This is a genomic window from Streptomyces spongiae (genome assembly GCF_009377185.1).
Classification (GTDB): domain Bacteria; phylum Actinomycetota; class Actinomycetes; order Streptomycetales; family Streptomycetaceae; genus Streptomyces; species Streptomyces spongiae.
Window position 1 is genome coordinate 1 of record NZ_VJZC01000241.1, and the last position, 14,024, is coordinate 14,024.

Genomic DNA, 14,024 nt, shown 5'->3' on the forward strand with positions numbered 1-14,024 from the left:
CCCCTCACCCCACCCGGCATCGAAGCTCCCGTCACCGCACCCAACGAGCCCCCGCCTCGAAGGTCACGTATTCGACATACGAACCTCCATTCACCGAGTCACGAAGCTGCCCGTACGCATCGTCGACGGCACGGCACTCACTGGCATTCACCGCTTCACGTTCACGCTCGCGCTCGGTCAAGGGACAGCAGTACAAACCCCCCATGGGATACTGGCCACATCCACCCGTACCCCGAGGAGAACGGCACCCACTCCTATGGCCCCGGTCACGTCCCTCACCGCCTCCGTCCACCAGCGCCTCGCGACCGCCCTCACGGCAGCCCTGCCGGAGGCCGACGCGGACCCGCTGCTGCGACGCAGCGACAGGGCGGACTTCCAGGCCAACGGCATCCTCGCCCTCGCGAAGAAGGCGAAGGCCAACCCCCGCGAACTCGCCACGCAGGTCGTCGCCGCGGTCGAGTCCGGCGACGTGATCAAGGACATCGAGGTCTCCGGCCCCGGCTTCCTGAACATCACGATCACGGACAGGGCGATCACCCAGAACCTCGCGGAGCGGTACGCGGACACGGACGGCCGCCTCGGCGTCCCGTACGCCACGCACCCGGGCACCACGGTCATCGACTACGCCCAACCGAACGTGGCGAAGGAGATGCACGTCGGCCACCTCCGCTCCGCCGTGATCGGTGACGCACTCGTCCAGATCCTGGAGTTCACCGGCGAGAACGTGGTCCGGCGCCACCACATCGGCGACTGGGGCACCCAGTTCGGCATGCTCATCCAGTACCTGGACGAGCACCCGCACGAGCTGGACCACAAGCAGAGCGAGGAGGGCGAGGACCTCCAGCAGTCCGGCGAGCAGGCGATGTCGAACCTCGACCGCCTCTACAAGGCGGCCCGCAAGCTGTTCGACGCGGACGAGGACTTCAAGACGCGGGCGCGCCGCAGGGTGGTCGACCTCCAGGCAGGCGACCCGCACACCCTCGCCACCTGGCAGAAGTTCGTCGACGAGTCGAAGATCTACTTCTTCTCGGTCTTCGAGAAGCTGGACATGGAGGTCCGGGACCCGGACATCGTCGGCGAGTCGGGTTACAACGACATGCTGGACGAGACGTGCCGCCTGCTGGAGGAGTCCGGCGTCGCGGTCCGTTCGGAGGGCGCCCTGTGCGTGTTCTTCGACGACATCAAGGGCCCGGACGGCAATCCGGTCCCGCTGATCGTGCGGAAGTCGGACGGCGGCTACGGCTACGCGGCGACGGACCTGTCCGCGATCAGGGACAGGGTCTTCAACCTGAAGGCGACCTCGCTGCTGTACGTCGTGGACGCCCGCCAGTCCCTCCACTTCAGGATGGTCTTCGAGACGGCCCGCCGGGCGGGCTGGCTGAACGACGACGTCAAGGCATTCCAGCTGGCCTTCGGCACGGTCCTCGGCAAGGACGGCAAGCCGTTCAAGACGCGTGAGGGCGAGACGGTCAAGCTCCAGGACCTCCTCGACGAGGCCGTCGAGCGGGCCACGACCGTCGTACGGGAGAAGGCCGAGAAGGTCGGCCTGTCCGACCAGGAGATCGTCGAGAACGGCCAGTACGTCGGTATCGGCGCGGTGAAGTACGCGGACCTGTCCACGTCGGCGGTCCGGGACTACAAGTTCGACCTGGACCAGATGGTGTCGCTGAACGGCGACACGTCGGTGTACCTGCAGTACGCGTACGCCCGTATCCAGTCGATCCTGCGCAAGGCGGGCGAGGCCAGGCCGGCCGCGCACCCGGAGCTCGAACTGGCTCCGGCGGAGCGTGCGCTGGGTCTGCACCTGGACCAGTTCGGCGAGACGATCGCCGAGGTGGCGACGGAGTACGAGCCGCACAAGCTGGCCGCGTACCTGTTCAAGCTGGCCACGGTGCTGACGTCGTTCTACGACCAGTGCCAGGTGCTGAGCGCGGACAACGCACCGGAGGTCGTCGAGAACCGCCTGTTCCTGGTCGACCTGACGGCCCGCACCCTGCACCAGGGCATGGCGCTGCTGGGCATCAGGACGCCCGAGCGGCTCTGACCAGCCTCGCCCGCCATCACGCCCCACCGCCGGGTTCCCTCGTGCGCCCGGCGGTGACAACTCCCCCGTACCCTCGTACAGTTGGATATTCCTTCAGTACACGCCCAGTTCGGTGCAGGTGATCAGCACGGGGGAGTCATGATCATCACCGGGGAGCCGCGGGCCGGCAGTTCCGCCGTGGCGCAGAGCGACCTGACCGTGCCTGGGCGCGGGGTCAAGGGGTCCCGTCCGGGCGGCGACCCGCACACCGAAGAGCACACCACGGTGCTGTCGACAGAGGCGAGGGCGGCCGCCACCCGCATCGCCCCGCCCGTCGGCCTGGACAACCTGCCCGCTCTCTCGACCCAGCCGTTCGTGGGCCGCTTGGACGCTCTGGGGCGATTACGCGAACTACTGGCGTCCGGAGGCGGAGTCGTCACCCAGACGACCGCGACCGCGGTGAGCGGTCTGGGCGGCATCGGGAAAACCGCGCTGGCGCGTCACTACGCACATGAGACGCGCTCTCAGTACACGCTCGTCTGGTGGATCACAGCCGAGAGCGAAGAGCAGATCGCCTCCGGATTCGCCGATCTCGCCACGCGTCTGCACCCGTCCTGGGCGGGCCGGGCCAATGCCAAGGAACGCACCGAATGGGCCCTGACGTGGCTGGATGCCCATCCCGGTTGGCTGCTGATCTATGACAACGTCGAACGGCCGCAGCACCTGACTCCGTTCCTGGGGCGGCTCCTCGGCCGTGGGCATCAACTCGTCACCAGCCGTTCCCGTACCGGATGGCCCGAGGGTGCCCGCCTGGTCAGTCTTGATGTGCTCGACCACGAGACGGCGACCGACCTGCTGTGCACCACGGCATCGCGGGGCAGCGGGTCGTCCACGGCCCATCGCCCGCAAGCAGCCCTGCTCGCCGCCGACCTGGGGTGTCTGCCGCTGGCGCTCACGCAGGCGGGGGCCTACCTGAGAGAGACCCGCATCGGCTTCGCCGCATACCGGGAGAAGCTGGCCCGTGTGCCCGACGCGGTGCTCAATGACGGCACGGGACGCTCGGGCCGGACCATCGCCCAGATCTGGCGGACCAGTGTGGAGTCGATCCGGTCCGGCCACCCGCTGGTCGTGTCCCTTCTGCACACACTGGCCTGGTACGCCCCCGAAGCGCTGCCGCGTGAGGTACTGAGGCATCTGGACGGGTCTGCTGCTGAGATCGAGGCGTCTGTCAACGCGTTGGCGGACTACCACCTCGTCACGCTCGGCCCGGACGGCATCACCCTGCACCGGCTCCTTCAGCGGAGTCTGCGGAAAGCCGGCCCGGTCGAGGTCCCCGACGCCCGTGAGCGCGCCGAGCGTGCCCTGGCCACAGAGGTCTCGGGCGCCGGGACCGAGCGGGTGCGGAGGCTGCTCCTTCACATCCAGGCGCTCGCCTCGACCGGACCTGTCGGCGAGCCGAGCGCCGAGGCGGTGGGAATGTACCGCCGGGGCGCCGATGAACTCGAGGCCCGTGAGCAGCATGTGCTCGCGATCCCTCTGATGGCGGCGGCCGTGGACGGAAACATCCACCTGCTGGGCATCGACGACGACACCACGCTCGACGACCGTGACCGCCTCGCGGAACTGCACGCGAAGGCCGGTAACCCGGCCACGGCGGTCGGTCTGTGCCGCGACGTCTGTCTGGACCGCCGCCAGATCTCCGGCCCGGTCGCGGAGGTGACCCTGGCCAGCCGGGACCGGCTGGCGTACGCGTACCGCAAGGCGGGCGAGGTCATAGGGGCCGTGGACGAGCTGGCGGCTGTGGTCGCGGACCGCCGTCGTGTCCAGGGGGAGGACCATCAGAACACCCTCACCAGCCGCCACAGCCTGGCGTACGCGCTGCAGATGGCGGGCCGACATGAGGCGGCCGTCAAGGAGTTCGAGGCGGTTCTTGCCGACCGCGAGCAGATCCTGGGGGCAGGCCACGAGGACACGCTCACCAGCCGCACCAGCCTCGCGTACGCGTACCGTTCGGCTGGTGATCACCGCACGGCGCTGCGGTTGTACGCGCAAGCGGTGGAGGACAGGCGGCGGTTGCGCGGTGCGGACCACCCCGACACCCTGACCAGCCGCGGCTGGCTGGCTTCCGCCCACGGCGCCGCCGGTGATCCACGCGCCGCAGTCGCCCTGTACCGCGAGCTGGTGGCCGACCGGACACGGGTGCAGGGCGCGGACCATCCGGACACACTGCGCGGTCGTAAGGACCTCGCGTACGCGGTAGCCGAGGCAGAGGGCCCGGACGCGGCGCTGAAGGAGTTCGAGTCGCTGGCTGCGGACAGTGCACGTATCCAGGGGCCGGACCATCCCGCCACCGTCGACTTCCACGACGACATCGCTCAGATCCATCGCGATCGGGAGGACTACCGCCGGGCCATCGCGGCCTACGAGGAAGTGATCACCGACTTCGCACGGGTCAGGGAGGAGCATCACCCCGACACCCTGCGTGCCCGGGGAGCGCTCGCCTACACCCGGCAACTGGCAGGGGACCACAAACGCTCGATCCGGGAGCGTGAAGCTCTCGTCGCGGACCGCGCGCGGGTACAGGGGCGCGATCACCCGGCCACCCTCACCGCTCGGTCCAATCTGGCCTACGGCCACTGGGCAGCCAGCGACGTCACGCTCGCGATCCAGCTCTACGAGGGTGTGCTGCGGGACCGGACCCGGGTTCTCGGTCCCGAACATCCCGATGTGCTCGACACACGGGGTTCCCTTGCCCGTGCCCGCCAGGCGGCGGGCGACCACGCGGGCGCGGTCTCCGGACTGCGAGGCCTTCTCTCGGACACGGAGAGGTTCCTGCGTCCCGACCACCCGCGCATCCTCGCCGTCCGGCGAAGCCTGGCCGACGTGTTCGCCGAGGAGGAGCGCCACGGGGAGGCACTGCGGCTGTGCCGCATGCTTGTCGACGACTACGAGCGGGTCCACGGCCCGGAGCATCCGGGGACACTGCTCATCAGGCTGAGGCTGGGCGCGGCCCACCGCTCCGCCGGTGAGTACGACCTAGCGGGCGACGTGTTCGACGCGCTGATCGCCGACCGCACCCGCATCCAGGGCCCTGACCATCCGGACACGCTCGACACGAAGAGCTGGCGGGCGTGGGTCTTCCGGTCGGCGGGGCGGTACAACCACGCGATCACGGCGTACGAGCAGTTGGTCGAGGACCGGACCCGGGTGCTGGGCCCGGAGGCCTCGGACACACTGCACGCCCGGAACGGCCTGGCGCTGGCACGGCTGGGCGCCGACGACCACGAAGGCGCGGTCGCGGAGTTCACCGAACTGCTCGACGACCACCGCCGGCTGACGGGCGACGAGGCACCCGGCACATTGCTAATCCTGGAGAACCTCGCGGACGCATGCTCGGGGGCCCAGGAGCACGACCGTGCCATCACTCTCTACGAGGAAGCCGTCGCAGCCTGGACACGGGTGTGGGGCGTCGGCCATCCGCGCACTCTGCGATCCCGGCGCGACCTCGCCCTGGTGCAACGGACGGCAGGCCGCCACCACCTGTCCCTGAGCACGCTCGAGTCCGTGCTCGACGAGCGAACCCGGATGGATGGGGCCGACCATCCCGCCGTGCTCGACCTCCGCCGAGATCTGGTCGCGGGGCTCTGTGCGTCAGGTGACCACACCCGTTCCGTCGATCTGGCCGAACGGCTGGTGGACGACCTCGCGCGGGTGCGTGGACAGGACCACACCGCCACGCTCAACGCCCGGGAGTGGCTCGCCTACGCGTGGCTGCTGTCCGGCCGGTTCCGGCGAGCGATCGCCGGGCTGGAAGCGCTCTTGGAGGAGCGGGTCCGGCTGCAGGGGCAGGATCACGTCCAGGTCCTCTCGACCAGGTACCTGATGGGTTATGCCCTCGTCGAGGGGCTCGATTACGAGCAGGCCATCGCCCTCGGTGAGGAGCTGGTGTCTGACCGCGCCCGGATCCAGGGCGCCGACCATCCCGACACCCTGCGAGACCGCAGGAATCTGGCCCTGTGGCGGGAGTACGCCGACGACCGGGCAGGAGCGTTAGGGGACTTGGCGCCACTGGTCCGCGACCACGAACGCTGTCTGGGAGCCGACCACTCCGACACCCTCGACGTGCGGGACGACATAGCCTGGGTCTGTCTGGGCCCGTCCACTGCCGCCAGGTCCCTCGACACCGCGGTGCCCCTGGTGGACGACTACACACGCGTTCTTGGACCGGACCACCCCAAGACCCTCGACGCACGAGCCAGAGTCGCCTCCGCGCACTACCAAGCTGGACACGTCACACGCGCGCTGAAGCTCCGCGAGTCGCTGGTGACGGACCGCGCCCGGGTCCTAGGCCCCGAACACCCCTCGGTCCTGACAGCCCGCCTGAATCTCGCCTGGTCGCTCCGTCAGGCGGGCGAACGAGTGCGAAGCGTACGGGCGCTCGGGGAACTGTCCGGCGACAGCGAGCGGGTGCGGGGCCCGGAGCACACCAGGACCACGGAGTGCCGCATCAGCCTGGCGTTCGCCTGCTGGGAGGCGGGCGACCCGCAGCGCGCGGCCGTAGTCTTCGAAGAGCTCCTCAGGCAGTGCGAAGAGGTACTCATCGAGGGTCACCCGACGACGTTCTGGGTCCGCGGCGACCTGGCGTGGCTGATGGCCGACACGGGCCGGGCAGAAGAAGGGGTGCGGCTGGCGCGGGAGTTGGTCGACGACGCCACACGGCTGTTCGGTGCGGGCCACCGCCGTACCCTGGATCCGCTCTCGGTGCTGGCACACACGTTGTTGCAGGTGGACGAGCCGGAGCGGGCGCGGGAGACCATCGAGAACCTGCTGAGCGCCCAGGCCCGGCTCGTACGGCATCCGGGGTTTCCCGAGACGGCCGAAGACGTCACCCGCGTCCATTTGCTCGCTGCTGCCATGGACGAGGAGCCCGCAGGGAACGGGCCGACGGGAGCGGGCGACGGCCCCGGCAACGAGGGTGCCCCCGACCCGGGCGGAGCCGAGAGCCCCGGGGAGGCAGTGGAGTCCGCCGGCCATGATGACGAACGCCTGCGGCTCGGTGTGATCGTCGAGCGGTGCGCCGACCGCTTCGGCGGCTTCCTGCCGACGCTCGCCGTCGAACTCGCCCGCGCGTTGTCGGACGCGGGCGACTCCGCCGCGGCGGTGACCCTGTTGAAGGCCGTGCACGCCGGCCGCGCACGGCTGTTCGGACCGGATCACCCCGACACGCTGGAAGGCCTCGCCGAGTTGGCTTTCGTCTGCCTGGAGGCCGACGACCCCGCCTCGGCCCCCGACCACGACGAGCTGCTCACGCGGTGGGAGCGCGTCTTCGGGCCGCACCACCCGGACACGCAGGATCTTCGCTGGCGCCTGCGCACGGCCCGGCCCGCATGGCGGCCCCGTCTGACCCTGCTGACGGACGAACCGGCCGTCGGCCGGCCTGCGCCGATCGAGGTCCGGCTGGAGCGGGAAGAGGACGTGCCGGCCACCGTCCGGCCGCGACTGATGGTGGTCGCGGGCTGCCGTACGGCGGCGACGGTCGAACCGGCCATGACGGAGTACGAGTCCGGCGGTTCCCCCGCTCGCTTCGCCTTCACCGCGCGGGAACCGGGCGCACACGACGTCCGCTTCACCATGTACGACCGCGCGTCGGGGTTCATGTTGCAGGAGCTGAAGGCCGTCGTCCAGGTACCGGGCACCCGCACCCGGAACGAGGGCACTCCGCAGAGTTCGAGGGAGGACTGACCCGGATGCCGCAGGATCTCGTCGTGGAGGTACTCCAGGACCCTTCTCACGGCTACACGGGGGTACCCCCACAGCGCGGCAGCACAAGGCGGACGGCGGACGACGAGGCTCCCGCAGAGCTGCGGGTGATGCTGTTTCGGGCCAGCGAGAACGCGTTGCAGATCGTCGCGAGCGTCCCGGACCCGGCGGCCCCGGAAGACAGGCAGTGGCACCGGGCGACTCTGGACGTACCGGCCAACGAGCTGTGGGCGAGGGCTGGCCGTCTGCGACGGCTGTGGCGCGATCTGGTGGTGCGCCATCGGAGCACCACCGCGGAGTACGGACAGCGCGTGGGCGGCCATCCTCTGGCGGAGGCTGCCGATCTGAGCGAACTGGCTCCGCTGACCGAGGCGTTGACGACGAAGCTGGCCCATGAGGGCTGGGACCTGCTTGACGTGATGCTCGACGGCAACAGCCACGACCTGGGCCGCTTCCGCGAGTTCCTCCTGGGTGCCCTCGCCGGCAAGGACCCGTTGCGGATCACCTTCGACTCGGACCTCCATCTGCCGTGGCCCATGCTGGCCATGGACCCCTCGGCGTGCGACAGCCCCTGGGAGGCGTTCCTCGGGCACCGCCACCAGGTCGAGCAGAACTCCGCGTACCCCTGGGACCAGGCGCCCCTCGGCCAACGCGAACACCCCACCACCAGCCTCAACACGGACACGACCCTCGACGACGTGGGCCGGGCGCGGGAAGTGCGCACCCTCCTGGAACAGCGTTCCCGGCTGATCGTCCGCACGCACGGCAGTGACCTTCTGAAAGCTCTGGCGAACCCAGTCCTGCACGAGGACGTGATGTACTTCTGGTGCCATGGCCACTTCGTGGACAACGGCACATCGAATCCGTTCCTGGCCATCCGGCTCTCCGACGGCGAGCACATCGACGGGCCGGCCGTGACCCGGAAGCGACGGCGCATCCCGCGTACGCGGCAGACCCGCTTCAAGCCCTTCGTCCTGCTGAACGCCTGCCACACGGCGCAGGCCGCCGCGCCCGGCGACCTGAAGCATCTGGGGCAGGAGCTGATCAACATGGGTGCCGACGGCATCCTCGCCCCACAGATCGAGATCCCCCAGGTCTTCGCGACAGAGTACGCGTACGCCTTTCTCCAGCTCTACTTGACGGGCCTTCACACCGCTGGCGAGATAAGCCAGTTGCTCGTGCGGCGCTTCGCGTCGGAGTTCAGCAATCCGCTCGCACTCACGTATTCGCTGCACTGCGGTATCAACAGCCGACTGGACCTCGCCTCGTGACCGCCGACGCGCCGCGGGCCGCACTGGCCGAACCGGCCGAGATCGACCTGGACGAGAACGGCCGGCTGACCGTCCCGGGCAGTGGTGCGGCCGTGCCCGTCGACCGCGTCGCCGAGCACCTGAGCCGACGGCTGTCCATCCCCGAGTGGGCGACCGACATCCACGTGTACGTCCACGGCTGGCAGACCTCGCCCCGGACGGCGACCCGGACTGCCATGCGCCTGCTGCAGCAGGCACTGGAGCTGCGTGAGGCGAACCCCAGTCGATATCCGGGCCTGGAGAAGGGTTACCGCCCCTGGTGCGTGGTGGTGCGCTGGCCCTCCTCCAGCCTGCCGACGCTCCGCGGCTACCGCAGAATCCGGGACAGGGCCCACGCGATGAGCGCCGAGGGAGCCGGTCACGCTCCGTACGTCCTCGGCCATCTGCTGGGTTACCTGGACTCCGAACGCATCGACCCCACCGCTCCGGCGGTCCTCGCCGGCCGCGGCGGGCAGTATCTCCACCTCGTGGGCCACTCCTTCGGCGGCCGGTTCCTGTGCGAAGCCGTGCAGCGGGCCGCCGAGCGCCCTCCTGTGCTCGGCTGGAGCACACCGGACGACCCGCGGCAGCCGTTCACCGTCGACAGCGCGCTGATCTTCCAGATGGCCGCCCCACGGGACGCCTTCGATCGACTCTTCCCCACGCTGTTCCCCAGCTCTGACCGCTTGGGCGCTCCCTTGCGCGGGCCTCTCGTCCTCACCCACTCCCGCTGGGACAGAGCCACCGGCTTCTGGCATCTACGGGCCGAGAGAACTCCCGGCATCGGCCACTCCGGCGCCGCGGCCGCTTCCGTACCGCCGTTCCCCACACAGCTGTTGACCGCCGACACCGCCTATCCCCGACACACCCTGGACCACCGCATCGTCAACGTGGACGCCGGCTGGCTGTACCGCGGTGGCCGCCGCGCCCGCCTGTCTCCGGCCGGAGCCCATTCCGACTTCCAGCGTCCCGAGTCCGCACACCTGTTGCTGAGCCTGGCGCATCACTCCCGATGACGACGCGCGGCCCGTCCTCTCCCCCGCGGGAGGACGGGCTGCGGTATGTGCGTGCGGGTGTTGTGGCGGACGGCACCGGGTACTGGGTCAGGTCCGCCTTGTTCCCCGCGACCTTCTCGCGGCGAAGACCGCTTTCAGCAAGTCGTCCTGGGACCGCAGTCTCAACGGCAGAATTCTGCCGCCCCGCGAGGCGGTGCAGGAGTTGTGCCGTCTCGCCGACGCACCGGAGGGGCGCTGTCTGCCCCTGTGAGAGATCTCGGAGTCCGAGTGGAGCGGGCGCGCGACGGCAGTCACCCGCACGGACACGTCGGCACAGCAGCCGCCTCCGCCCTCGGCCCCACCCTCGCGAAAGGCCACCCCGCCCCGGGGACGGCAGTGGCACGGTATTCGTGGCCCTGCTCGCGTCGGTGGGTGCCGTGGCCGTCGGGGGTGTGGCGGTGACCCTCTTCCAACTGCCACGCCAGGACGCCGCACCGCAGTCGTCCTTCGCGCCCCCTCCTCGTCCTCGCCCGTCGGCGGCCCGCACTGCCGGGAGCCGCCTGCGAGGGCCGGGACCCGATGCACATGAACTGCGTCGGCGTCGACGCGAAGGCCCACCTATGCACACCGATGGCCGCCGCCCACCCCCGGAACCGTCGTCCGGGCCTGCTTCCGGCCCACGGCGGACGGCAAGCGCGAGTGCTTCACCAGCCGTGTGGGCTGGTTCGACAGCCCTGTGGATCTGGTGGATCAGGCCGCGGTGAGCTCATTGTCAGTGCCGGGCCCTACAGTCACCGACATGGCGACTCTTCCCAACCCGCTGCCCACGCTGGCGGCCGATCCGAGCGGGCGTTCGCTCGGGCTTGAGCTCCCGCCCGGGAGACTGATCGATGCCACCGACGAGGGTCCGTGGCACGAGCCGTTGCTGTGGCACGCCGAGCGGCAGGCGTCGCCCGGCAGTTGGGCGGCGCTGGGCTCGTCGGCGGGGCGGGCGGGGCTTCTTCCGGTGCTGGTGGACGTCGGGGGCGCTCAGGGCGGCCTGGCGGAGTGGGAGTTGATGCCGGGCGAGGTGTCGTATCCGGGGGACCACGACGCCGAGGAGGTGCTGGCGGAGTTCTGGGAGGACTACGCGGCGGACGAGCTCGGTGAGGACGAGCTCGGTGAGGACGAGGACTCCCCCGGCATGCGGCGGGTCGTCGAGGTCTTCGGCGAGCCCGCGACGTACGACGAGACGGTCGCGCCGTACGGGCCGGAGTGGCCCGGTCTCTCCCCCGCTCTCCCGCTCACGGCGGCGCCCGACACCCGTGCGGCCGAGGTCGCCGACTCCCTCGTCGGTGACGGCTCCTGGTTCAAGGAGCCGCGTCTCGCCCTCGTCCCGGCCCGCCGTTCCGCCGACATCCCGGCGGCCGTCGGCTGGAGCGGCCCGATGAACCACGAGGGCGACACGGCCCGCCTGTGTGCGGTGCTCCGCTCCTGGGAGGACCGCTTCGGCATACGCGTCGTCGCCCTCACCTTCGACCGGCTCCTGCTGTCCGTGGCAGCCCCGCCCACCACGCAGGCCGAGGCCGAGGCCCTCGCCGCCGAGCACTTCGCGTTCTGCCCGGACAACATCACGCAGGGGCACCACGAGACGCTGCGCGCGTACGCGGCGCACGAGGTGCTCGAGCAGCGGGTGTGGTCGTTCTGGTGGGACTGAGGGGCCTGGCCAGGGGTTCCGCAGGAGTTCCGCCCCCTCTCACCCTAAAGAGGTAAGGGCCCCGTACACCTGTGGAATTCGCGGTACGGGCGGGCCTCGGCACGCCCTAGGCTTCCCGCATGCTGCCCAGCGTGGACACGGTCGACGAGTTGAACCTGGTCGTGCGGGACGAGGCGTTGCTGCGTCCCGCGGCGCAGGACCTCTGCGGACAACTGGGGCTCGAAGGGGCCCGGTTGGTGCGGTTCGAGGACGGTTCGCTGCCGGTGTACTCCGTCGGTGACTCGCTCGTCCTGAAGCTGTATCCCGGTTTCGAGGCCGCCGAAGCCGTCAGGGAGGCACGGGTGTTGTCCCACCTTTGGGGTCAACTTCCCGTTCCCACACCTCGATTGCACGCGGCCGACCTGTACAAGAACGGCTGGCGGTACGCGCTGATGTCGCGGCTGCCCGGTGAGAGCCTGGCCATGGAATGGCACCGGATTCCGGCGGCCGACCAGGACCGGATCGTCACCGAGGCGGCCGAGACCCTGGCCGCGCTGCACGATCTGGACCCGAAGCCGCTGGCCGACGTGGTGGGGCCGTCGGACTGGACCCGGTTCCTGGCGGTGCGGCACGCCAAGGTCATCCAGCACCACCGCGTCAACGGCCTCACCGAGAACTGGCTGGAGCAGATCCCGGACTTCCTGCGCTCGGTCCCGCTCTCCCCGCCCCAGCGGCGGGTGTTGCTGCACACCGAGTTCATGCGCGAGCACCTGACCGTCGATCGGCACGACGGCTGGCGCGTCACCGGCCTCTTCGACTTCGAACCGGCCATGATCGGCGATCCCGTGTACGACCTCGCGGGCGCCGCGCTGTTCCTGGCGTGCGCCGACGCCCGGCAGCTCAGGCGCTTCTACGAGGCGTACGGCTGCGCCCCGCACGACCCGCGCGTGCTGCTCGCGCACGCGCTGCTGCACGTCTACAGCGACCTGCCCTGGAACCTGCGCGAGCTGCCCGCCCCGCCCCGGCCACGCCTCGACGACCTCGCGGAGGCGTGGTTCGGAACGGACAGCTGAGAGCCAGGGACTGTCCAGGGACGTCCAGGGGCTGTCTAGGCCTTGCGGCCCGTCGCCGCGTACACGTTGATGTCCGCGTCGGTGACGTCGTTGATGTCGGCGTAGCGAATCTTCTCGATGGGGTCGAGGCCCGCGAGGTACGCCGGCTCCGCGGCCTCGGGCAGGGGCGCGCCGTCCTCGAAGTGCCAGTGGTGGGCGGGGACCACGCCGGGCGCGTCCAGTTCCAGGCTGTTGTCGGTGAAGAAGCGCTCGACGTCGGCCTTGGACCGCAGCACGAAGGTGAAGCCGCGCTTGGTGTACGTCTCCTGGACGGCGCGGATGTTCGGCGGGTTGAGGTCCTCGGTGAGGTGGCTGAGCACCAGTCGGCTCCCGGACGGCAGGGCGTCCATGAGTTCACGTACGACCCCGTACGCCTCCTCGTCCTCGACGAAGTGCAGCAGCGCGACGAGGACGAGTGCGACGGGCCGGTCGAGGTCCAGGGTCTTCGCGGCCTCGTCCAGGATGCGTGCGGGGTCCTTGAAGTCGGCGTCTATGTAGTCGGTGGCGCCTTCGGGGCCGCTGTTGAGCAGGGCGCGGGCGTGGGTGAGGATGATGGGGTCGTTGTCGACGTAGACGACCCGTGAGGCGGGGTTGATGCGCTGGGCGATCTGGTGCACGTTCTCCGCGGTCGGCAGTCCGGTGCCGATGTCCAGGAACTGCCCGATTCCCTCCTCCTTCGCCAGCCTGGTCACGGCGCGGCGCAGGAAGTCACGGTTGTGCCGGACGTCGAGGTAGCCGCGCGGATTGGCGGTGAGCGCGGCGGCCGCGGCCTCCCGGTCGGGCGGGTAGTTGTCCTTGCCGCCGAGGAAGACGTCGTAGACCCGTGCCGGGTGCGCCTTGGTGGTGTCGATCCTCTTCCGCAGCTCGGCGGGGTCCTGGCTGAGCGCGTCACCGGCCATAAAGCCTCTCCCTGGAGAGTCGCATCATTTGAGGGGCAACAACCTAACTCCTAGGGCGACTTGAAAGTGCCGAGAACCCCTCCCGGCCGTTTCCCGGGGTTCCGGCGTCCCGTATCGCATCCCAGGTCCCACCCGTTTCCCCAGGTCACAGCTTTTTCGGGCGTCCCGGCGTCCCACATCGCGCGGCAACCATGGCCACCGAGGCCGATCACCGGCAAGGCTGCTCACGACCCTCCCGCTCGTATGAAAGGCCCCCACAGCCATGCCTGCC

General features: G+C 70.0%; 8 protein-coding genes. 6 read left to right on the forward strand and 2 right to left on the reverse strand.

The features are described from left to right. Window positions 1-31: 31 nt before the first annotated feature. On the reverse strand, window positions 32-181 hold the full coding sequence (locus FNH08_RS50950) for a hypothetical protein (protein ID WP_194238633.1): 150 nt from the start codon (window positions 179-181) through the stop codon (window positions 32-34). Between the two features lie 75 nt (window positions 182-256). Between FNH08_RS50950 and argS the strand changes: the two genes are divergently transcribed. From argS to FNH08_RS27595, 6 genes are all read left to right on the forward strand, one after another. Next, window positions 257-2,044 (forward strand): arginine--tRNA ligase, encoded by a 1,788-nt coding sequence (gene argS / locus FNH08_RS27565; protein ID WP_152774238.1) that lies wholly within the window; start codon window positions 257-259, stop codon window positions 2,042-2,044. Window positions 2,045-2,182: 138 nt separating this feature from the next. After that, window positions 2,183-7,765 (forward strand): FxSxx-COOH system tetratricopeptide repeat protein, encoded by a 5,583-nt coding sequence (fxsT, locus tag FNH08_RS27570; RefSeq protein ID WP_152774239.1) that lies wholly within the window; start codon window positions 2,183-2,185, stop codon window positions 7,763-7,765. A gap of 5 nt (window positions 7,766-7,770) precedes the next feature. Continuing rightward, complete coding sequence (locus FNH08_RS27575) at window positions 7,771-9,054, forward strand: CHAT domain-containing protein (RefSeq protein WP_152774240.1); 1,284 nt, start codon at window positions 7,771-7,773, stop codon at window positions 9,052-9,054. After that, window positions 9,051-10,088, forward strand: coding sequence for a hypothetical protein (locus tag FNH08_RS27580; protein WP_322725527.1), 1,038 nt, complete (start codon window positions 9,051-9,053; stop codon window positions 10,086-10,088). Before FNH08_RS27575 ends, FNH08_RS27580 begins: the two co-directional genes overlap by 4 nt. Before the next feature lie 778 nt (window positions 10,089-10,866). Beyond that, window positions 10,867-11,763, forward strand: coding sequence for a DUF4253 domain-containing protein (locus FNH08_RS27590; RefSeq protein ID WP_152774241.1), 897 nt, complete (start codon window positions 10,867-10,869; stop codon window positions 11,761-11,763). 119 nt (window positions 11,764-11,882) lie between these two features. After that, window positions 11,883-12,815: a phosphotransferase family protein gene (locus tag FNH08_RS27595; RefSeq protein ID WP_152774242.1), complete on the forward strand. Its 933-nt coding sequence runs from the start codon at window positions 11,883-11,885 to the stop codon at window positions 12,813-12,815. Window positions 12,816-12,850: 35 nt separating this feature from the next. Here FNH08_RS27595 and FNH08_RS27600 read toward each other — a convergent pair whose 3' ends face one another. Next, window positions 12,851-13,753 (reverse strand): SAM-dependent methyltransferase, encoded by a 903-nt coding sequence (locus FNH08_RS27600; protein ID WP_152774243.1) that lies wholly within the window; start codon window positions 13,751-13,753, stop codon window positions 12,851-12,853. Window positions 13,754-14,024: the final 271 nt, after the last annotated feature.

What these genes read in the sequence shown, in the direction of transcription:
- argS (WP_152774238.1), top strand. Translation starts at nt 257, where the DNA reads ATGGCCCCGGTCACGTCCCTCACCGCCTCCGTCCACCAGCGCCTCGCG.
- FNH08_RS27595 (WP_152774242.1), top strand. Translation starts at nt 11,883, where the DNA reads ATGCTGCCCAGCGTGGACACGGTCGACGAGTTGAACCTGGTCGTGCGG.
- FNH08_RS27600 (WP_152774243.1), bottom strand. Translation starts at nt 13,753, where the DNA reads ATGGCCGGTGACGCGCTCAGCCAGGACCCCGCCGAGCTGCGGAAGAGG.
- FNH08_RS27590 (WP_152774241.1), top strand. Translation starts at nt 10,867, where the DNA reads ATGGCGACTCTTCCCAACCCGCTGCCCACGCTGGCGGCCGATCCGAGC.
- fxsT (WP_152774239.1), top strand. Translation starts at nt 2,183, where the DNA reads ATGATCATCACCGGGGAGCCGCGGGCCGGCAGTTCCGCCGTGGCGCAG.
- FNH08_RS27575 (WP_152774240.1), top strand. Translation starts at nt 7,771, where the DNA reads ATGCCGCAGGATCTCGTCGTGGAGGTACTCCAGGACCCTTCTCACGGC.